Annotated in this window: 19 protein-coding genes and 1 pseudogene; 14 read left to right on the forward strand and 6 right to left on the reverse strand. The window is 64.9% G+C overall.

Annotated elements, in window-relative coordinates; all coding sequences use genetic code 11:
• The first annotated feature begins 464 nt into the window (after positions 1-464).
• Positions 465-1085, forward strand: a complete 621-nt coding sequence (locus tag ABIA36_RS00005; protein ID WP_369962040.1) for a L,D-transpeptidase family protein — start codon at positions 465-467, stop codon at positions 1083-1085.
• A gap of 410 nt (positions 1086-1495) precedes the next feature.
• Positions 1496-1801 carry a hypothetical protein gene (locus ABIA36_RS00010; protein WP_369960014.1) on the forward strand — a complete coding sequence of 102 codons (306 nt, stop codon included), beginning with the start codon at positions 1496-1498 and terminating at the stop codon, positions 1799-1801.
• 126 nt (positions 1802-1927) lie between these two features.
• Here the strand turns inward: ABIA36_RS00010 and ABIA36_RS00015 are convergent, their stop codons facing one another.
• Complete coding sequence (locus ABIA36_RS00015; RefSeq protein WP_369960016.1) at positions 1928-2836, reverse strand: hypothetical protein; 909 nt, start codon at positions 2834-2836, stop codon at positions 1928-1930.
• 156 nt (positions 2837-2992) lie between these two features.
• Between ABIA36_RS00015 and ABIA36_RS00020 the strand changes: the two are divergent.
• The 3 genes and pseudogenes from ABIA36_RS00020 to ABIA36_RS00030 form a co-directional block, all read left to right on the forward strand.
• Positions 2993-3133: pseudogene (locus ABIA36_RS00020) on the forward strand (DUF4236 domain-containing protein); the annotation flags it as partial.
• 66 nt (positions 3134-3199) lie between these two features.
• Positions 3200-3400, forward strand: coding sequence for a TM2 domain-containing protein (locus ABIA36_RS00025; protein ID WP_369962041.1), 201 nt, complete (start codon positions 3200-3202; stop codon positions 3398-3400).
• Positions 3397-4155, forward strand: coding sequence for a potassium channel family protein (locus tag ABIA36_RS00030; protein WP_369960017.1), 759 nt, complete (start codon positions 3397-3399; stop codon positions 4153-4155). Before ABIA36_RS00025 ends, ABIA36_RS00030 begins: the two co-directional genes overlap by 4 nt.
• 2 nt (positions 4156-4157) lie before the next feature.
• Here ABIA36_RS00030 and ABIA36_RS00035 read toward each other — a convergent pair whose 3' ends face one another.
• Complete coding sequence (locus ABIA36_RS00035; protein WP_369960019.1) at positions 4158-4673, reverse strand: hypothetical protein; 516 nt, start codon at positions 4671-4673, stop codon at positions 4158-4160.
• Between the two features lie 154 nt (positions 4674-4827).
• Between ABIA36_RS00035 and ABIA36_RS00040 the strand changes: the two genes are divergently transcribed.
• The 3 genes from ABIA36_RS00040 to ABIA36_RS00050 all read left to right on the forward strand — a co-directional run bounded on the left by ABIA36_RS00040 (position 4828) and on the right by ABIA36_RS00050 (position 6610).
• The gene (locus ABIA36_RS00040) at positions 4828-5598 is read left to right on the forward strand and encodes a nuclease-related domain-containing protein (protein WP_369960021.1); all 771 of its coding nucleotides are present in this window, start codon (positions 4828-4830) and stop codon (positions 5596-5598) included.
• A 79-nt stretch (positions 5599-5677) separates the two neighbouring features.
• Positions 5678-6040 carry a hypothetical protein gene (locus tag ABIA36_RS00045; RefSeq protein WP_369960023.1) on the forward strand — a complete coding sequence of 121 codons (363 nt, stop codon included), beginning with the start codon at positions 5678-5680 and terminating at the stop codon, positions 6038-6040.
• Between the two features lie 3 nt (positions 6041-6043).
• A complete protein-coding gene (locus ABIA36_RS00050; RefSeq protein ID WP_369960025.1) occupies positions 6044-6610 on the forward strand; it encodes an AAA family ATPase in 567 nt (188 codons plus the stop codon).
• Between the two features lie 9 nt (positions 6611-6619).
• Here ABIA36_RS00050 and ABIA36_RS00055 read toward each other — a convergent pair whose 3' ends face one another.
• Complete coding sequence (locus tag ABIA36_RS00055) at positions 6620-7237, reverse strand: hypothetical protein (protein ID WP_369960026.1); 618 nt, start codon at positions 7235-7237, stop codon at positions 6620-6622.
• Positions 7238-7337: 100 nt separating this feature from the next.
• Entirely contained in the window at positions 7338-7925 is a 588-nt protein-coding gene (locus ABIA36_RS00060) for an HNH endonuclease signature motif containing protein (protein WP_369960027.1), read from the reverse strand.
• Positions 7926-8096: 171 nt separating this feature from the next.
• Between ABIA36_RS00060 and ABIA36_RS00065 the strand changes: the two genes are divergently transcribed.
• The 3 genes from ABIA36_RS00065 (at position 8097) to ABIA36_RS00075 (ending at position 11954) form a co-directional block, all read left to right on the forward strand.
• On the forward strand, positions 8097-8612 hold the full coding sequence (locus ABIA36_RS00065) for a hypothetical protein (protein WP_369960028.1): 516 nt from the start codon (positions 8097-8099) through the stop codon (positions 8610-8612).
• A gap of 1255 nt (positions 8613-9867) precedes the next feature.
• A complete protein-coding gene (locus ABIA36_RS00070) occupies positions 9868-11262 on the forward strand; it encodes a hypothetical protein (RefSeq protein ID WP_369960030.1) in 1395 nt (464 codons plus the stop codon).
• A 128-nt stretch (positions 11263-11390) separates the two neighbouring features.
• Positions 11391-11954 (forward strand): hypothetical protein, encoded by a 564-nt coding sequence (locus ABIA36_RS00075; RefSeq protein ID WP_369960032.1) that lies wholly within the window; start codon positions 11391-11393, stop codon positions 11952-11954.
• Between the two features lie 3 nt (positions 11955-11957).
• Here the strand turns inward: ABIA36_RS00075 and ABIA36_RS00080 are convergent, their stop codons facing one another.
• Entirely contained in the window at positions 11958-13850 is a 1893-nt protein-coding gene (locus ABIA36_RS00080) for a hypothetical protein (protein ID WP_369960033.1), read from the reverse strand.
• A gap of 115 nt (positions 13851-13965) precedes the next feature.
• The gene (locus ABIA36_RS00085) at positions 13966-14565 is read right to left on the reverse strand and encodes a hypothetical protein (protein ID WP_369960035.1); all 600 of its coding nucleotides are present in this window, start codon (positions 14563-14565) and stop codon (positions 13966-13968) included.
• Between the two features lie 389 nt (positions 14566-14954).
• On the opposite strand from ABIA36_RS00085, the gene ABIA36_RS00090 reads away from it, so the two are divergent.
• The 3 genes from ABIA36_RS00090 to ABIA36_RS00100 all read left to right on the forward strand — a co-directional run bounded on the left by ABIA36_RS00090 (position 14955) and on the right by ABIA36_RS00100 (position 20178).
• Positions 14955-15203 carry a helix-turn-helix transcriptional regulator gene (locus ABIA36_RS00090; RefSeq protein WP_369960037.1) on the forward strand — a complete coding sequence of 83 codons (249 nt, stop codon included), beginning with the start codon at positions 14955-14957 and terminating at the stop codon, positions 15201-15203.
• Entirely contained in the window at positions 15203-16411 is a 1209-nt protein-coding gene (locus ABIA36_RS00095; protein WP_369960038.1) for a tyrosine-type recombinase/integrase, read from the forward strand. Before ABIA36_RS00090 ends, ABIA36_RS00095 begins: the two co-directional genes overlap by 1 nt.
• 113 nt (positions 16412-16524) lie before the next feature.
• Positions 16525-20178: a hypothetical protein gene (locus ABIA36_RS00100; RefSeq protein ID WP_369960040.1), complete on the forward strand. Its 3654-nt coding sequence runs from the start codon at positions 16525-16527 to the stop codon at positions 20176-20178.
• Positions 20179-20205: the final 27 nt, after the last annotated feature.

Genomic DNA, 20205 nt, shown 5'->3' on the forward strand with positions numbered 1-20205 from the left:
TTTTTTTGGTGGGCGGGGCCCGGCGGGGCCGCCCAGGGATTTTTGGGGGCGCTGTAATTCCCCAACCCTTTTTTTTGTTTTGCGGTCCCCCCCCCCCCCCCCCCCCCATACTCCACGGACCCAGCTCTGCACACCTTCCACTCGCTCTCGGTCACTTGCCGAGATGGCACTCAAAAGCGTGCGACCTTGGGAGTGAACGAAATGCGGCCAAGTGATGCGGGACCCGTGTTCGTCCTCCGGTACCTCGGCAGGGCCGCGCGGCCCTTGGCGGGACCCCTCGGCCGTCTGCGGAAGCGGTCCGTATCGTGCTGGCTGGGGAGTTCTGAGGCTCGGGTGGGCCTATCCCCCAAATGTCCGCGCGCCCTTGTCCGCCGTAGAACGGCTCAATCACTTGACGTCGTTACCGACGGGTTAGATCATTTAGGCTACGCATGAGCTCTCGCGAGGAGAAACACATGACATTCATGATCACCCTGCGCCGAGGTGCTGCAATCGCGGGAGCGACCTCACTCCTGGCGGCTCTAGTCGGGTGCAGTGTCGCAGCGAACACCCCTGCACCGAGACCGACCCCGAAGCACACATCGGCTCCGGTGGCCGCCGTCCCCCTCCCGGTCGCGGTATCCATCGCCCTCCCGGCGCAGCCGCCTGCCCCGGCAGTCTCTCCGGCTTGCGCGGGAAACCAGCCCGGAGTCAAGCACATCATCGTCAGCATCAGCCAGCAGCACCTGTATGCGTGCGATGGTCAAGCCCTGTTCACGGACGGGCCCGTCACTACCGGCGCATCAGCGATCGCGAACGTGGACGACTCGACTCCGATCGGCACCTTCCACATCCTGGACAAGGCCCAGAACACGGTGCTCTCTGGTGGCGATGTGAACGGCCAGTGGAATGACCCGGTCCAGTATTGGATGCCCTTCACCGTCGGCGGTTGCGGCTTCCACGACGCGTCATGGCAGAACTTCCCCCTCGGCAGCCCGCTCTACACGACGCAGGGCTCCCATTGTTGTGTCCACGTCGGCCTTGACGTGGTCTCGACGATGTTCTACTGGGCACAGGTAGACACCCTCGTCACCGTCGAAAGCTAATAGCTGAAGCTCCAGAAGTGGCCGCCGGCGCCGGCGCGGTCGACCGTATCGCAGTGTCCAGGTCGCGGTAGTCGGAGGCGGTATTGGAGCTGATGTTCCACCGTCGCCGATCGACGCCGGCTCATCATCGGCCGTAAAGTGCGCATCCGCCGGCTGCTCCACGCTGCCGGCCAGCCACCTGGTCGGGGCGGTGCACTCCCACGCTGCTGCGCCGCACAGCGCGAGCGGCGTCGACGCCGGTGCGGGCGCGGCCGCACCGACTGAGCCGGGCGCGCCCCCCGCGGCGCCGGTGGCTGCGGCTCCGCAGCCGGTCTCGAACCCCGCCGGCGTGGTCCTCCCTGACGCGTCACGGACCCCGGGGGGCGACGAACCCGGCTGTCACGCAGGCGAACATCCGGCAGACGATCTGCGTGTCCGGGTACACCGCGACCATCCGCCCGCCGGCGTCGTACACGACCGGGTTGAAGCGGCAGCAGCTGGCGTCCGGGTACGCGTACCAGGGGGACACGAACACCCGCGACTACGAGGAATACCACCTCATCTCCATCGAAATCGGCGGGTCCCCCGACTCGCCGCAGAACCTGTGGCCGGAACCGTACGCCGGCAGCGACGGCGCCAAGACGAAAGACAAGGTGGAGAACAAGCTCCACGATCTGGTCTGCTCCGGGCAACTGTCCCTCGCGACGGCGCAGGACGCGATCGCCACTGACTGGTAGGCGGCGTAACAGACCTACGTCGGCTGACCTCGGGACGCCGGGCGGCGGAACGTCAATAGATTGAGCCCCAGGCCGGATTGGCGTCAATGTACTGACACTTCGATGGTTGTGCCGACAGTAGCTTGCTCAGCAGTACGGCAGGTTCCAGACCTTGTTCCCCTGGGTGAAGATCCCAGAGTTGTCGGAGGAGGCGAGCGCCCCATCCTGTTGAGCGGCGGTGGTCGCCCGGCTGGCGAGGTCACTGTCGGCGGACAGCGTCGCCTGAGAGACGGTCGCCGCAATCTTGCTCGGTGGCGGGTTGACGGCGTTGATCGCGTCGGTGAGCGCTGACGCGGCCTTGGACAGGCCGTCGGTCGCAGTCTGCAACGCGTACGCGGCATCCCCTGGTGGGCCCTGCTCGGGTCCTGTGGCCGCGTTGGATGCGTCCGAGTTGGAGCAGCCGCTGCTGACTGCGGTCGCCACTTGACTGGCGTAGACGGCCATCGCCTGCTTCTCGGTGGCCAGCGCCGCCTGTTCGGTGTCCAACGCGGTCTGGGCGGCGTCGACTGCCGGTGCCAGCTGGGCGACGGCACCGTCGTACTGGTGCTGCGCGGCGGCGATCGCCGCTTTCGTCTGCGCCGCGGTAGCCGCATCCTGCTCTTTGGCGACTGCGGCTTTGAACTGGGTGACGGTCCCCGGTTTGAAGTCGAGCTCGACCGTGCCGTTGGAGTTCGTTCCCGTCAGATGCAGGTCAGTGTTCGAGATTTTCCCGGTGAACGCCTCCGACATCAGAGCGCTGCCGAAGTCCAAGGTGACCTTCCCGTCCGACTCCGTCCCGGTGAACGGTGCGCTGCTCGTCGACACCACGTAGTTGTTCTCCGACGACGAGGACTCGTTCCCGCTCAGCTTCCCGTCCGTGCTCGTCCACGACAGGTACACCGCCCCCTGTGACGTGTCAGCGACCCACTCGGTCGGCTGCGGTCCGATCGCGCTGCACCCGGCGAGGCCGGCAACAAGGAGCGCCACGAGTGGGGCGACGGACAGGGGTTTGCGCACGCGCAAAAGCGTAGCGACCGGCGGCGGCGCCGCGACAGCGCCCAGTATGGGGCACGCTCCGCGCATGAACAGGGTGAGGCTGCTGCACCCGTTGTGGGGGCAGATAGGGCCCGGTCGCCGCAGATACGGTGGATCGCTCCGACAGAAAGGCGGCTGATGGGTCTCAGAGTTCGTAAGCAGGTCCGGTTCGGCGGTCTTCGGCTGAACCTGTCGAAGTCGGGAGCATCGGTGTCGACGAAGGTAGGCCCGGTGACCTTGAACTCGCGCGGTCGGGAGACGCTGCATCTCGCGCCGGGCCTGTCGTACACGGTGGGCACCCGTCGAGCCACTCGCACCGCACAGGCCAAGCCTGCTGTGGTTCCGGTGGCATCACGCCGCAGCTACTGGGTCGCGTACGCGCTCACGTTCTTCCTCGGGTTCACCGGTTTGCAGCATCTGTACCTCGGCTACCGGGGCCGTGCTCGCGCGTACGCGTGGACGCTCGGCTGGCTCACTCTCGGCTGGCTGTGGGACCTGTTCGCCATCCCGTTCGAGGTGGCGAAGGTCAACCGGACCCTCTCGTGACCGAGGACACCGATGCCGCGAAGCGGCGGCTGACGCAGGACCGCTGGCGGCAACTGACGGAGTGGCCGCTGCTGCTCGTCGCCGCCGTGTTCCTCACCGCGTACTCCATCCAGGTGATCGGGAACCTCCCCGACCAGCGTGCTGCCGTTCTCAGCGACATCATCTGGGTGACGTGGGCGGTGTTCGTCGTCGACTACGTCGCGCAGCTGGTGCTTGCCGAGCACCGCGGCCGCTGGTTCATCCGGAACCTGCATGAGCTGGTGATCCTGGCGCTGCCGGTCCTCCGACCGCTGCGGCTGCTCCGCCTCGTGATCGTCGTCCGGGTGCTGCACCGGTTCGCCGGCGCCACCCTCCGCGGCCGTGTCCTCACCTACGTGCTCGGGTCCGCCGTCCTCCTCACCTACGTCGGCGCTCTCGCCGTCCTCGACGCGGAAGAGAACGCCCCCGGCGCGAACATCAAATCCTTCGGCGACGCGCTCTGGTGGGCGGTGGTCACCATCACCACCGTCGGCTACGGCGACCGGTACCCCGTCACCATGATCGGCAGGCTTGTCGCTGTCGGCCTCATGGTCGGCGGAGTTGCCGTCATCGGGGTGGTCACCGCCTCGGTCGCCTCCTGGCTCGTCGAACAGGTCCGCACGACGACCGCGAAGGAGGTCCAAGCTGCGGACACCGGGCTGGAGGCGAAGATCAGCGAGCTGACCGAGCTGCTTCGCCGGCAGGAGGAGCGCCGCGAAGACGACGTCGCTGTCTGAACTCAGCCGCTGACGTGGCGGAGCTGGCCGCCGAGCGCTTTCGCCGCGTCGGAAGCTACCTGCTTCTCCGCTGAGACGTTGACCGGTGCCGGTGTCGACCCGGAGAACGAGCTCTGCAGGAGCTTGTCCGCTTGGTTCGTCAGCTGGTACTGAATGGTCGGGTCATCGCCCAACGTCACCGTCCACGCAGCCCCGGCTGCGTAGTACCCCTCAACATGGTCGGACTGGAACACCTCGTCCAGGTTCGCGTCAGACGAGTCCGACCAGGAGTTGATGTTCACCGTGTGACCGTCCAACGTGCATGTCGCCGTGGAGGTGAGGTTCGGACCACCGGCGGCGACATCCCCCGCCATCACGTTCGAGCATCCGGGGATCAGCCGGCCGATCGCCGCGGCGTCCTCACCGACCGACACCTGAGCCGCGGTGGTATGTGGGGTCGGCGCCGCGGTAGCGGAGCATCCCGCGAGGAGCCCGCCGGTCGCGATGACGACGATCGTGAGCGCTCCGGGTTTCCGCACGGGGTGAGGATACCGGCCGGTAGGGATTCAAGCAATTACCGGCGCGTCATACCGAATTGAGTATGGCGGCCGCAGCCCGTTCTGGGGGCAGAAGCCCAGTGCTCTCCCCGGTAGCGTGATGGGCCTGACCGTTCTACCCCGGAGGTGCCGGACGATGACCTCGATGCTCGATCGGCGTCCCGGTCACGCCGTTATCGAAGCGGTCCTTCACGAGCAGTCGCTCGCGGTCCCCCGCACCCGCCTGGATGTCCTGTTCGGGTTGAACGCGTTGGCTCCGGCCGCCAGGCCTTGGTACGCCGGCGCGCTCGGTGAACTGCATGTCGGGCAGATCCTCGCGAGCCTCCCACCGACGTGGAAGGTGTTCCACGCGCTCCCGGTCGGGACACAAACCACCGACATCGACCATCTGGTCGTCGGACCCGGTGGGGTGTTCCCGGTCAACACGAAGCACCATCGCGGGCAGAAGATCTGGCTCGGGGAACGGATGGTGATGGTCGCCGGTCAGAGGACCGACTACATCCGCAACTCGGTCAGCGAAGGCCGCCGCGTCGCGAAACTCGTCGGGAAGCTCGGTGTGGAGGCTGGAAACGTCCGCCCGGTCATCTGCCTGGTGAGCCCGGGTCCGGTCACCATCCGGCAGCGCCCGGCCGGCGTGTCCGTAGCCACGGACGGGGAGCTGTACCAGTTCCTGATCCGGCAACCGCAGCGACTGGATGCGTTGACCGTGGCCCGCATCGCCCAGCTTTTCGACAACCCCGGCACCTGGCGGACGCTGCCAGCGTCCCACGACCCCTACCCGGTTTTCGAGCAGCTACGGAAAGACGTTGAGCGTGCGAACACCCGCCGGGCTCTGTGGTCTCTCGCCCTCGCCGGCGCCGCCGTCGCCGGGTTCTTCGGGATGTACAGCGTTCTCCTCGGCCACTGACGGGCCGCCGGTGGCCGACATCAGCGGTTGAACTGGGCAAGCCGCTTCCGAGACTGTAGCAAGTTGCTACAATGGGCGTGTGAGTCACACCATGCCGATGCGGATAGACGGCGACCTGGTCGATGCGGCGAAGGCCGTCGGCGCGGTTTCCAGCCGCAGCGCGACCCAGCAGCTCAGCCATTGGGCGCGGATCGGCCGTGAGCTCGAAGCGTCCCCCGGAACCAGTCAGCGCGACATCCAGCGCGTGCTCGCCGGTGAGGCTGCCTACGACGAGCTCGGTGAGCGCGCCCAGGCCATCGTGCGAGCTGTCTGGGACGAGGAGATGGCTAAGCGCCTGGCGCGCCTGGACTTGGCGGCGGAGTTCACCGCGGCCGGTCGGTCCTGGACTGAGGCGGACGAGCAGGGCAACGCGGTCGTCCGCGGTGACAACACGAGCGTCTGACGCGTGCCGGTCCTTCACCTGCTCGCCGGGCCTAACGGTGCCGGCAAATCAACTTACGTCACACGTCTCCTGCAACCGGTGACGCACCTGCCGTTCGTGAACGCTGACGTCATCGCCGCCGAACGCTGGCCGGATGCGCAATCCGAGCACGGCTACGACGCGTCGCGTGCCGCCGCCGCTGAACGCGAAAGGCTGCTTGCGGAACGCACGTCGTTCATCACCGAGACGGTCTTCAGCCACCCGAGCAAGCTCGAACTGGTCGACGAGGCGATCGCGTTGGGCTATCTGGTGCACCTGCATGTCATCCTCGTCCCGGTCGAGGTGAGCGTGAACCGTGTCGCAGAACGCGTCCGCGACGGCGGCCACGGTGTACCTGAGCAGAAGATCCGCGACCGGTATGCCAGGCTGTGGGATCTCATCGTGCGGGCGCGCACGGTCGCCGATCGCACCGAGTTCTTCGACAACAGCAGCGCCCGGCATCCGTTTCGCCGCGTCGCTGTTTACGAACATGGGCGGCTGTTGGGCGCTTCGGAGTGGCCCGCCTGGACCCCGCCAGAGCTCTCCGCTTGACCGCGTGCGTCAGCGGCTGAGTTGGGCGAGCCGCCGCGGAAGTGGCAGGCGCATCAGCCAGGTGACCGCGGCCTGGTGGGTGAGCGATTCGAGGTCGTCCCGCAGCCGCCGCGCGGCCGCTTCACGGTGCTCGTCCGGCTCCTGGTCAGCGAGGAAGATCAGCTCCTGCTCCCGGTAGTGGAGGGCGGCCCCGGTCAGCATGCGCAGCGCGTTCCTCCGATGCTTCGGCACCATCTTCGACGGGCGGTACACCTTCCCGTCCCGAGTCACCCACCGGGAGTTGTCGTAGAGGAACGCGACCGGGGACACCGCCGGTGCGGCCGGGGCAAGCGTGGCGCCCAACTCGAGAAGTCGCTGCGGCAGCTTCTGTGCGAGTGTCCACTCCACCGGCGACTTCGACTCCACGTCGACGAGCAGCTCGTCGAGGGTGGCGTACCCGGTGTCGAAGATGACGGGGCCGGACGCCCCCAGGATCTCCGCCAGGTACTTCGACTGGTTCTCCTCCGCACGCTCGACCAGGGAGCGGAGGATGTTCGTCCGGTGGACATCGGTCATCCGGTCGATACGGAGGGCGACCGCGCCGCGGAACCATCGCTGGTCGTCGTTCAGGCGGGCGATGATGCTCACGGGGTTCCTCCGAGGGTCGGTGACGTTCTCGGAAGTTCTATGCGCGGACGGTTGATCGTTGTGGGCGCAGCCGGCGGTGGCCGATCGCCCAGGCCGATGCTCAGTCCACGGCCCTGAGCCGGCTCAGTTTCACAGTGTGAAGCGCGGAGTCTTCATCCCCCTGTCGGAGACCGACGATGACCGGTGAACCGACAGCCATCGCCCACCACCTGACGACCGTCCACACGGCGAGCTTGCGTCCGTCTCGGACGAGCATCCCCTTCCGGATACCGGCGGCGCTCACCTGCTCGTTCGCGTACCGTTTGACGTCCCGTTTCCGCTCGTGCTGTTCGAGGTATTCGGCGGCGAGCACTTCCGCCTCCGCCCGCGGCACACCCCGCCGGGTGTGATGGCGGACGCGGTTCTCAAGGGTCGTCACCGGTTCCAAGTGATCCGGGCGCACACAGTCGCGCCGCTCGCAGGTGTGGTCCAGTTCCAGGCCGGCGGGTATCGGGCCCACCCGGGTCTCGTAGCTGAGCCGGTGCGCGGCCACCGAACTCCCGTGATAGGACGCGCGACCGTACCCGTCCCGGTCGATCGTGCTCGTCCACAGCCAGCAGCCGGACTCATCGTCGACCGTCGTGCGCCGGGTGAGGAAGTCTTCCCTGGGGTTGTAGTCCTCAATCGTGAACTCGAAGCCGCCAGACACGTCCCCCGCCTCGTGAGTGGTACCAATGATGGCCGGCTCCCTTCGCGTACTTCGGTCTGCCGCATCCTACCGGCGGGTGCAGACAGTGACGGCGGTAGCCGCCGTCACCATCGCACTGCCACCCCGATCTGGGGGATGAGGAAAACTCGGCTCGATGGCACGATTGGGCGCATGCGTCTCCGCGTCACGCCCACCCTCGTACTCCTGTCCGCCCTCGCTCTCGCTCTCGCAGGATGCTCGACGCTGCCAGACACGCCACCAGCCGGCCAACCGACATCGCATTCCAGCGCCGCCGCCACGAGCACCCCGAAGGCGAAGAAGGCCGCGCCCGCGAGCACACCCAAGCCGGCGAAGACCACGGCGGCGAGCACGCCGGACCCGGCACCGACACCGCAGATCACCGCGGCAGCCGACGGGACCTGCCAGGGCATGACCGCGTCGTGGACACCGATGCTGTCGGACGCCAGCGGCATCAGCGTGCTCATCTACGCGTACGGCCTGCTGACCGTGCAGGTCATGGAGGGCAGCACGACGACCGCCACCAAGACCGTCACCGTCAGCATGGCCGATACGCCCTACTCCATCGAGGTCACCGGTGTGCACCCGTCAGCGATCACCGAAGTCGACCTGTTCTCGCTGCCCACCGACGGCCAGGCAGCCGCACACTGCAAGGTGCCGCAGGGCTAGTCGCTGCGTGCGGTGGTCCGGCGGTAGCCGCCCCGCGAGTCGTGCGAGCTTCGGGTTCGGCGGTAGCCGCGCATCTCAAGAGCTCGCGCCTCCTTCGTCGGCGCTCGCGCGCGCTTCGCGGTGTCCTCTCTTCGATCACGGAAAGGTCACGGTAAGAAGAACACGTCCACGCCTCGTCAGCGGTCCGTTGACGGAGCGCCGTCTGGCACCCTGCGGGTGCTGGGCGGCGCGACGCTGGGCGCCTGCGGCGCCGGCGGACTGCGTCCGTGGGCGCCTGCGGCGCCGGCGGACTGCGTCCGCCTCACGGCACGTTCTGGTCGCGGGTCCGGGTCGTGCTCGTGGCATGGTCTGGTGGCGTCACCCGGTCATCGAGCTGACGTAGCGTCACCGGCTCGTCGACGGCATGTCTACGTGACGTTCCCACGACCCGTCTCGTCACCGTTCCGTCCACGTCCAGCCGACATGATGGGGTCGGCGGACGAAGTCCGCCTCCCTTGGTCTGGAGACGTCGCACAGATCAGCTGCGGAGGGTGGTTGTAGTGCCGGTCGCTGCGCTCCCGTCCGAACTCATGGGCGAGTTCAGCCGACCAGGTGAAAGCGGCTGCGTGATCACCCATCCTCGACATGTGGCGCCCGACAGGCCTCAACGCGTTAGCGGGATGCACAACGGGCGGTTCGCCCGCGGACACATGGACCTACACGACGAATGTTTCCGATATACAGGTGGACACGTTATGCGAATTGGTCCCTATCGATCATCGCGACTCAGCGAGCTGCGGAGAGAGCGCAGGGAGGTATCGGTCCTCAGTAACCACTCGCCCAGTCGACTGATCCAGGGGCCAGGCCGAGACTCGGATTAGCCATGCGCGTCGCTTCGCAATGTCATGAACTGCCGGGCCATCTTTGGAGCGCTGTGCGAAAAGGGAGCGGGCATGTGTGAGGTCTTCGTCGTCCGTCGCGCACCCCAGCATTCAAGCATCTGTTCTCGAGTCCTGCAGGATGCAGCAGAGCCTTGTCCCTGACGGGCTCGTGCGTCGAATAGCCCCTCGCGTGCTCCCGCCCATTTCAACCAAGGAGGCGGCGGCCGGCCATCCGGACGTCATGGGCGTTAAACGCGTGGGCGGCCCACCGCGGAGGCGCGGTTTTTTCGACGTTTTTTCGCCGCATGTCATTTGGTAGGACCGCGTGCCGGGAACCCGGTTCCGCGCAGCCCGAAGCATCGTCCTCCACGCCAATCGAAAGGAACGGCAGCCGAATGTCCGCCACCCCACCAGCTGTGTCCCCGAAATCCTTATCGGACATGCGCAGCGCTTGTCCGCACGCGGGGCTGTCCGCCGCTGCCCGTTTCGACCCGTACTGGGCCGGAATCTGGGAGGCGGGCGCGCACGCCGCGTGGGTTTCCGCGGACAGCGCAAGCAGGCAAGCAGCGGCCGGACTGGCGATCATTCCCAACCACCTGTCCATGTCCGCAGATGCGGGGTGGGAGCGACTATTTACCCCATCCCGGTTGTCGAAGCAGTTGCGGGTGCTCGGAGCACTGAACATGTGGCGCACTGTCACCGCTGAACAGCTCGCTGCGATCACCGGCATCGAGGCGATCGCGAGCGGCCGGTCAACGGACATGGCGGCCCAGTTCGCACTCGGCCTCACCGACGTCGGTCAAGTTGGGACGGTGCTGGGAAGCACAGCGAGGACGGCGCGTGCTGCACTGTACCGTCCGGCCGCGACCGAGGTGTTCCGCACCAAAATCAGTCCTCGCCTGACCTACCCGGAGCGGATCGCCGTGACCGGTGGGCTCCCCTACGCATCCTCCAGCCAATACGACAGGCACAATGTGCTCGCCGCCGAGTTGGCGTTGCGAGTCGCCGAGTACTGCGAGATCGGCACCGTGCTCGGCGAGAGACTCTCGGGGATCGACCTGCTCACGGGAAGCGGAATCGGCCGGCCACGGATCACAGGCACCACGCGGGCCGCGGACGCCACCCTGGTCCGCACCGACGGCGCCCGCATCGCCATCGAGCTCACGGCCAGTACAGGAGAGCGCTTCGAGAACAAGGTCCGAAAGTGGGCGGCGGTCCTCTCAACTCTGCGGATGGCCGAGACCGGACTCGCCGTCCTGTTCGTTATCGCTGGCCGACCCGAGCGCAAGGCCAACGCAGGAGTCCTCCGAGACAAGGTCCTTCAGACCATCGCCCGGGCAGCCCGGGACTACCCCGGCGTGTCGTTCGACCGGACAGCTTCCCGACTCCTCGTCGCAGACTGGCAGGAGTGGTTTCCGTCTCCCGGGAAAGTATCGCCGAGCTTTCTGACCCTCGACGCGATCCGACCAACCGGGGAGCACAGGGCACTCTGGCAGAAGGCCTCCGCCCTGGACGTGTTCGATGTGGAGTTCGCGCCCTCGAACCCCGAATCCGCGCTGGCCATCCTCGAGAACGCAAACGCTCTCGGCGGTGTCCCGCTCTGGCTCCGTACCGGTACCGGGCCGGCACTCTGGCCACTTGCCATCGCGGAAGCTGGATACAACCGCATCCCAGTACCCAGGCCCACCCACCCGACGACCAGCGCTGGCCTGCGACTCGGTGCCGCGAAAGGTGCCGCGGGCGCCGCTCGCGCACCACAACGATTGGGAGCACCCCTCGGACGGGCATGACGCCCGGGCGGCCTCCAACGCACAACTTCATTAAGTGCCGCGCATGACCATCTTGAACCGGGACCAACAAAGGAAAGCCGGGGCCTTCTCACGCCGGTCCCACGAACGCATCCACCCAGAGGAGAACAATGAACAACACCCAACCGGGCCACTCTGACTCACGCCACAGTGACCAATCCCACCAGCCCGAAGACCTACCGCAGGCCAAGGCCGCCCACGACAGCAACGAGCAGATAGCCGCATTAGTGGCCCATAACGCCCGAACGCAGCTCGTTCCCGGGCTCCTGAACGGAGCCGGCGTCCTCAGTGTTCAGAAGTGGGACTCGACAAAGGCCGCTCGTGGATGGACGCTCACCGGCGCTGACCTAACCCTCGATTGCGGGCGCCCGTTCGGTGCGCTGTATTTCCGACACAACCAGGATGAGCGAATCGTCCGCGTCGGCGTCCGATGGAACCACGACGTGGAACAACTCGAAGCGCTAAGTCTGCACCCCCGTGAGCCGCGCCTCGCCGACAACGTCAACGGCTCGGAAGCCGCCGCCCTAGAACGCGATGTGAGATCACGAGTGGGCACGCTTTTGACCTCGAACGCCTCCATCGGGAGTTTCGTCGCCTCCTCACGCGAAAGCGAAAACGCTCTTCTCGCTGCGTCCGGGCTCGGACTGAAGCGGCTGGATCCCACAGCGCCATAGTGGTCAGTAGCTGCGGCTCCCTGGGCGCCAGCCGGGGGCGCAGACGTTGTGGTACCCCTGGTCGTAGAAGATCGGGTCCAGCGTTATCCCGCAGAACACGCATCTGTGCTCACGCACCACCCCGGGGGTTGGCGGCTGAGCAGGTGGGCTCACCAGCTGTCGCGGTTCCGGGGTGGGCGGGATGGCGAGCTCCACGAGCTCCGGCGTTGCCGGGCGGCCCGGCTGCGGGGCAGGTCGGCGCGGGTTCTGGTCGACGATGAACAGGAACCGGGAGGGTGTGCTCCGCCATCCGCTGAGCTTCCCCGTCAACAGCCGCCGGTCGACAAGGTGACGCAGCCATTCGTTCGACGCCGCGTCGACTTGCATGTTCTCCGGCCCCAACTTGCGCAGGTGAATCGCGAGGACTTTCGGGTCAATGTCCCCAGAGCTGCGGCCGTGGATGAATCTCAGGTACAGGTGCCCCTGCCACATCTCTGCGGGGACGGGGAGGATGCTGGCCGTGTCGAAGCGTAGGTACTCCGGCCACTCCCCGTTGAACGCGGTCAGCAGTTTCGCCCGCTCAGGAGAGATCTCCCATTCCGGGATTCGTTTCGCGGCCTCCGCGCGGATCAGCTTGTCGCGCTCAGCCTTCGCTGCCGCTTCCTCCCGGCGTTTCTGCGCCGGGGACTTCCACGGCGGGTCTTGCACTCGCACCCACTGCGGGATCGGTCTCGGCAGGGGCTGGTTCTCAGGGGCGGTGACCGTGAACTCCACCCTGCTTTCCGGGGCCGGGAACAGCGGCGGCTCCGCCGGCTCCGGCTCGTGGCACCAGCCGTTGCTGGTGTTCCGACACGGGTGGAGGCTGTCAGCAATGTCGTCGCGGAACGGCACCCGGGCGCGCCACGGGATGGAGTACCGGTCTCGCGGGTTGAGGAACGCGTCGCCCTCGACTGACCGGCAATACGGGCAGACGTGGGCGATGTACTCGAAGCCGGCCTTCTTGGTGAACCTTTTGGCGTAGGACGTCGGGGCCGGCAGGCTGCTGGCTGCGATCGCCTCGCAGACCCGTTTCTGGGCGCGGAGTTCTGGGCGTTCCGTCGCGTGCTGCCGGTAGCCGCTGAGGTCACGGACGACGGCGTGCTGCCCGCACCGAGATTCGATCCGGTACCCACTGACCCGCCAGACGGTCAGCGGGCGGCCGCACTCGTCGTTCCAGCAGTTGATGCGTTGCACCGCCAGTTCGACGTCGGTGACCACCAGATCAGACACCGGGGACAGAGCCACCGCACCTTCCGGCCGGGCCTCTCTCGGCAGCCGCGTGTTCAGCAGCAGCTCGACCGCCTGGTCCAGCGGCAACATTACCGAGTCCCCGGCGAGGACGGTCGGCATCCTCATCTCCAGGTGGTCGACGACGCCTTCCATCAGTTCGTTCGGGACACCGTCGACGTTCGCGGTGTTGACCGGGCCGATGATCCACAGGCCGTCGACGCCGGCGTTCGCGTATCGGTCCTGCCGGCGGTGGAAGTTCTCGTTCGACTGCCGAGACCACTGAATCTCCACCGCCAGAGGCTTCGGCAGCGCGGCATGCTCGAGGTACACGTCCGCGATCCAAGTGCGGTCATCCGCCGCCCGTTCGATGGTCGCCTTCCACCCGAGACGCGTAGCGACCTGTGCGACGATCTGCTCCGCCTGGTGATGCTCGGGTGTCTCGTCAGCGCCGGCGTACAGCAGGCAGTCGTGCTGATGCTTGTGCCGGAAGAAGAACACGCCCTTGCCGGACCGGACCGGGATCCCCGGTTGCCCGCACAGCATTGTCAGACCCAGCTTCGGGTACTCCCGTTTCAACTGCTCCCACGACGCGGGCGTGTGCGTCCACGCCTCCACCCGCTCCCCCGCCAGAAGCCCCACCATTGGCATGTGCGGAGCCTACCGAGGGGCGCCGACATCCGAGGTCCGCGCCTAGAGGAAGGACAGCCGCTTTCGGGCGCGACAGAGTATCCCATCGCTCCCAGTTGTGGGTACGTAGCGAGCGTCACTTCACCGAAGCTGGGTTTTCTCGCGCCTCGTCCCGCATTGCCATGACGATCGACGGATGCCGCACGATTGCTCCGAACTTGCTAGCTGCCCTAGCGTAAGCGATGGCACTCTCGCGAGAGACAGAGAAGTCCCGCATGTGTACCGCCGCATTTCGGAGATTCTGCAACTCGCGCAAACGCATTTGAATGTCCGGCGGGAAATTGCGTCGGAGCCGAGCCGCCGGAACCGAGCGGTCTGAGGGCACACCCGCTATTTCGGCAGCCTGACGAAGATTCTCTTCAAGGTCGAGCCAGGCGAGCATTACGATTTCACGGGGACTTTCTCCCTCAAGACTCACACCCTCGTTATAGGTCTGTCCGAGAGGTGGATCGATGCTAGAAGCTTCGTCTGCAATCTCTTGGTTGACCTGAGTGGTCTTCTCAGCGAACTTCGCACGCACCTTCCAAGCCCGCACTTCAGTCATGCTCCCGACACGCTTGGCCATCCTGTTAAGAACCCGACGAATCGGCTGCCTAAACACGATGGCAATAACCACCAGTGCTGCTGGCCACGCGAGGCTGTTCACTAAGGAAGCTACAAACTCGAAGACATCCATGCGTGCTCCTCTACTGGTCGAGTGGCTTCGAGAATAGCGATCAGCCGTGGCTCGACACGTCACCCGTGCCGCTTCCTCCGACCGTGGCGCCATGCCGGACCTCCTACCTGCCTACCGGGTGCAGCACGTCAGCGTGCGCGACCCCAACGCGGGACCGACGGCCCCAATGCACGTGAATTGCCGGATGCGGAAGGCCAACGTCCGAGTCCTTCAAGGCTCAATAGACCCAAAATCGGTCGCCCAAATAATGCCGCCGCGAAGCTCCCCTAGCAGCCCGACACCAAGGCGATGAGTCCGCGCATAGAGACCACGATGACCCATTCTGGTTCATCGTGGTCCACCGCCCGCCGGGTGCGACTACTCGTTCATACGGCGGGAGAAACATCGATATGTTGACGCCATTCGCCTCTCAGCAGGAGGCCGACAGTCTCCTCACTGTCAAGCAGGCCGCAGAAATACTCGGACTTGCAACCGGCACCGTTTACAACCTTCGCAGCGCGGGCCGATTCGCCCCCGCAATCGTCATCGGCAAATCGGTACGATGGGAACGCGCCGACGTTCTCGCCTGGGCCAGGGCCTTCAAGGAAGGCCAGCCTCTGTCCGCTGGTTCCGCCTCTCAGCGGAAGGCGGCGGTCTAATGGGCGCGCGGCGGGGACGCCCCGCTCTAAGCATCGGTCAGCTCGGGAAAATCAACGAGTGGCAAGACAAGAGCGTCGGCTGTTACAAGGCCCAGGCTAGGCTGCGCCTGCCCAACGGCACTCGGACGCGGGTCACCGGTAAGAGCACGCTGAGCGCGCTCGACGCCCGCAACGACCTCAACGAGAAGGCGCGGCGCAAACTGGCCGCTTGGGACACCACCGAGGGCTACTCGCCAGACATGACCCTGCGGGAACTGGCACAGCGTTGGCTGGATGACTATCGCACACAGAAACCCGCACCTAAAGCTCAGACCGTTCAACGTCACGAGTCGTCCCTCAACGCTCATCTTCTTCCCGCGTTCGGTGACCTCAGCATCGCGGAGCTGTCAAACCCTCGACTGAGGAAATGGCTTCGCACGCTCGGGTCGGAGCACCTGGCCGAAGCTCGAAACTCTAGGGTCGTGCTTCGCCACGTCCTCGCTAAGGGTGCCGAGGAAGGTATCTGCTCTCCCGAGCTGCTCAATTTCGACGGTGTTCGGCTCGCTGTACCAATCAAGAAGGCCCGGGCAATCGCACCGGGCGAACTGGACCGACTTCGAACGATGGTCCAAGCTGACAGGTCTCGGCCGCGCAGCGGACCCAAGAGCCGCAAGACACACGACGACCTCCTCGACGCCATCGACCTCGCACTCGCCACAAGCCTCCGCATCTCCGAGGTGCTCGGGATTTCTTCGGAAGACGTCGCCCTCGACCCCAAGGGGCCCGTCCTCAACGTCTCGAAGAAAGTCGAGTACGTCCGAGGCACCGGTTACGTACTTGGAAGCGTGAAGACGCACGGCACGGAGCGGAGTATTCCACTTCCCCCCTTCGCCGTCCGCATCATCGAGCGCCGCATCAAGCAATACGGAACCGGACTAATCTTTCGCAGCTCTCGTGCACCCGGAGGCCCTATCTCCCAGAACAACCTCCGGCGCCTTCTCCGCGAAATCCTCGACGGCTCGGACCTCGCCTGGGTAACGCCACACTCGGCACGGAAAACCATGCTCACAGCGGTGAACCGCCAACTCGGCTCAAAAGCTGCCGCAGCCGTCGCCGGTCACGCCGACGACAAGCTCATCATCTCCACATACGGCGAGCGCGAGACAGTCGCGCCGGACGTCACTGACATCACCGAGACGATGTTCGCCCCCAAGCGAGGCTCCGAATAACCATCGCTAACGCTCGCCGTGTCCGAAGGCGCCCCCACCAAATCGTGGCGCCTTCGGCGTTGGGCGCGAACTGGGGATATTGACCACTTTTCCGTTTCGCTAACCTCGTTCGAGTGCGCTCGCTCAAACTCCGTGCGATGGCGCCGCGTTTAGAAGGAGTGCTGTTCGTGGACAGTTTGCGCAGTCTCGCCCCCGACTATGTCGAAGAGCAACATGGGCTGTACGTGGAAGTACTTCTGGACGCGATCGACAACAAGCCGAACATGCGCAACATCGCACTGACCGGCGCGTACGGCACAGGCAAGAGCAGCATTCTCAGCGAGATCGCACGCCGGTACTCCGAACGCGTCCTCGAGATCTCCCTTTCAACGGTGGGAACCGAGCCGGAGAGCTTCACGGACGACCCGAAGCTCAACCATGCGGCATCAACCACGAGCAACCGGATTCAAAAGGAGATCGTCAAGCAGATCCTCTACAGGGACAAGCCCTCCGCTACTCGAGGTTCACGCTTCCAGCGCATATCTCGGTTTGACACACCTCGCGAGATCGGCATCGCGTTCGGCATTGGCGCTCTGATACTCGCGGGGCTTTATCTCACGTCGCTCAGCAGGGCCCTCGTCGCCGTCGCCGGGAAGGAGCTCCTTCCGACACTGCTCGCGTATGCGGCCTTGTACCTCCTGATCGCCGGGGTGGTGTTCGCCCTACGATGGCTGACCCACAATCGCGTATTCCTAGAGAAGCTGACCGCCGGCCCTGCAACTGTTTCGTTGGCGACGACAGCAACGAGTTACTTTGACCAATACATCGATGAGATTGTGTACTACTTCGAGGTGTCCGGGCGGGACGTCGTCATCCTTGAAGATCTCGATCGCTTCGAGGATGTTCGGATCTTCGAGGCATTGCGGGCACTCAACACCCTGCTCAACGGCGCCCAACAGATCACCCAACGTCGGAGGCGGAGGAAGGACGCCTCTGAGAAGTCTCGACCGGATGTGAAGTTCATCTACGCTCTTCGAGACAGCGTCTTCGAGCGGCTCGGTACAGACGCGGATGCACCAGAAGACGACGCCGCACGCAGTGAGGTGCAGCGCGCAAACCGGACCAAATTCTTCGACCTGGTCGTTCCGGTCGTACCGTTTATCACCCATCGGAACTCGCGGGACCTGATGATCAAACGGATGGAGGGAACGGGCGTCTCCAGATCGCTGATCAATCTGGCCGCCCATCACGTCGCTGACATGCGACTCATCGAGAACATTCGAAACGAATTCGACGTATTCGCCGCCAAGTTGCTCCGCGCTGACAACACCGTCCCGAGCTTGGACGCTGACCGGCTTTTCGCCATGATCCTGTACAAGAGCTTTCACATGGCCGACTTCGAACGAATCCGGTTCGGGACGAGTCAGCTGGACAAGCTCCACACGATCTGGCGCAACATCGTCGAGGACAGCATCGATGCAGAGAACGATGCGTACCAAGCAGCACAAAAGGCTGTAGACAGCGCCGCCAACCAAATGGCCCGTTCAGCGCGTCTCGGCGCGAGGCTGAGCCGTATCGCCGAAGCAGCAGGGCGGGGCGGCTACAGCGCTTCGTATGCCCTCGGCGGGACTGGCGTACAGCCTGAAGCACTCACGACCGTGGACTTCTGGCGCAAGCTAGCGAAGGAGAAGAGTCACTTCACCGTCGGCACGCCTTACATGCAGCTTGTCTTCACGTACGCCGACCTCGAAGGCTTGATGGGCGAGTCGCTCGACGTGGCGGCGTGGGACGAGGCAAGCGTCCGGGCCGGACGCAGACGTCTACAGGCAGCTTCAGACGCGATCTCCTTCCTCAGGCACAACACATGGGAGGAAATGTGGGCACGGACGGAATTCACCACTGACGCGACCGTCACCGGCGAGACATTTGAAGCAGCCGCTCGGCGGCTCTTGGAGTCGAACCTGTCTCAGGACCTGGTTAAGCACGGCTACATCACCGACTACTTCGCCTTGTACATATCCGTGTTCTACGGTCAGCACCTCCGCCGTGATGCGCTGAATTTCGTTATTCACGCGCTCGACCAGGGCGAGCCCGACGTGATGTACCCGTTGAAACCCGCAGATGTCGAGGCCATCTTGAACGATAAAGGCGACGAAATCCTTGACGACCGCAGCGCGTACAACGTCAACATTGTCGACTACCTCCTCCAGAAGGACGACGACCGGATTGTGCGCATCGCCGACCAGCTATCGACTTGGGAACGCGTCGACGTCCGATTCATCGACAGATACATCGCCAACGGCGCCTACCCGGCAGGACTTATCAGTCGGCTCACCCCGGCGACGAGACAGATTCTGACCTACGTGACCGGCGCCGCAGTCAGCGACGAGGTTCGTGCAGCACTCGCGGATGCGGTACTCACAAGCTGGGATGCCGCTGTCGACTACGAGATGGACGACACCGCGGCAACCTACCTAGTGACCGGCTGCGGCCAATTCCCTTCACTGACCAAACCGAAGCACTCTGGTACCCGACGCTCGATGGCCGCCATCAAAGAACTCGGTTTGAAGCTTCCGGCCATAAAGCCCCTCAATAAAGACGCGCGTGAACTCGCCATACGTGACGAAACCTACGAGTTGAACATTGACAACCTGCGGACCCTTCTCGGGAGCGAGTCTGTCGCTCTCGATCACATGAAAATGCGTTCCGCGCGCGTTTACCAGACTGTCCTGTCGAAACTTGCTCAGTATGCATCCGCTGTCGATGCTGATGACGTTTCCACCGTGGACAACCCGGGAGAATTCGTCAACGTCCTTGCTGCGCTCGGAAAGGCTGGCGCCGATCGGACCGTGTTCGAGGTCGTAGTGTCGCACGCAGACCCGGACGGACGGGCCGAGAAGCTCGCGTCGATCCCGCCAGAATCATGGCCGTTCGTTGTAGCAAGCGGGCGCACAACGGCTTCGTATGCGAACGTGCACGCCTACATCGACACTTACGGTTTGGATGCCAGCATCGCCAACCTCCTTCGAGACGCGCAGGCGATCTCTGCAAAGTCGGGAATCCCCGAGTCGGAAAAGAAATCCGTGGCGCTCAAGCTAGTTGGAGCACGAGAGCTGCTTCCGGAGCCAGCGATTCGCGCAGGACTCGCTCACTCGCTCGAGCTGGAGACGTACATCGCCGCCGACGAACTCGCTCCGGAGCCGGGAAGTCTTGCCGGCGAACTCCTCCGCAACGCCATCCTCGAAGACTCCGAGATGACATTCGCCAGCGCCCTAATGGGAGACTGGCCTTCTCGGGAGTTTGCGATCACTCAATCAGATGAGTTCTCGACCTTCATCACACCCGCCACGTTGCCTCCCGACCAGCTGAGCGACTTCTTCCGTAGCGGTCACATCCCTGAGGACCTCAAAGAGGCGGCACTGAAGACGCTTACGACCTACGGCAGCTCGCTCGATCGCGATACCAAACAAGCGGCCATCACATTCGCCGCCAGCCGACGCGCGGCGATGAATAACGAGAATCTGTGGGCGGCATGCGAAGGGCTCCGGCCTAGCCCAGATCTGATCACCGTGATTTCGCTCGCGCTCCTCGACACCAGTCAGCTCCGAGCGGTGTTGCGCAGTTTCGGCGGAGAGTACGCGTTGGTGGCTGATCTCGGAACGAAGCGGCCTACCTTCCCGGACGATGAGCCGCACCGGTTGATCCTGGAAACCCTCAAGCGCGCTCAGATCGTCAACCAGATCCAGCCTGAGAAGGGGCGGCTGCGGGTCACACTGAAGAGGCCGTAGGGGCTCATAGCGAACCACCACAATGAT

Source organism: Leifsonia sp. EB34, from assembly GCF_041260585.1.
Classification (GTDB): Bacteria; Actinomycetota; Actinomycetes; order Actinomycetales; family Microbacteriaceae; genus Leifsonia.

Coding starts and splice junctions, on each gene's coding strand:
- ABIA36_RS00005 (WP_369962040.1), top strand. CDS start 465: ATGATCACCCTGCGCCGAGGTGCTGCAATCGCGGGAGCGACCTCACTC.
- ABIA36_RS00040 (WP_369960021.1), top strand. CDS start 4,828: ATGACCTCGATGCTCGATCGGCGTCCCGGTCACGCCGTTATCGAAGCG.
- ABIA36_RS00095 (WP_369960038.1), top strand. CDS start 15,203: ATGGGCGCGCGGCGGGGACGCCCCGCTCTAAGCATCGGTCAGCTCGGG.
- ABIA36_RS00070 (WP_369960030.1), top strand. CDS start 9,868: ATGTCCGCCACCCCACCAGCTGTGTCCCCGAAATCCTTATCGGACATG.
- ABIA36_RS00090 (WP_369960037.1), top strand. CDS start 14,955: ATGTTGACGCCATTCGCCTCTCAGCAGGAGGCCGACAGTCTCCTCACT.
- ABIA36_RS00065 (WP_369960028.1), top strand. CDS start 8,097: ATGCGTCTCCGCGTCACGCCCACCCTCGTACTCCTGTCCGCCCTCGCT.
- ABIA36_RS00075 (WP_369960032.1), top strand. CDS start 11,391: ATGAACAACACCCAACCGGGCCACTCTGACTCACGCCACAGTGACCAA.
- ABIA36_RS00080 (WP_369960033.1), bottom strand. CDS start 13,850: ATGCCAATGGTGGGGCTTCTGGCGGGGGAGCGGGTGGAGGCGTGGACG.
- ABIA36_RS00085 (WP_369960035.1), bottom strand. CDS start 14,565: ATGGATGTCTTCGAGTTTGTAGCTTCCTTAGTGAACAGCCTCGCGTGG.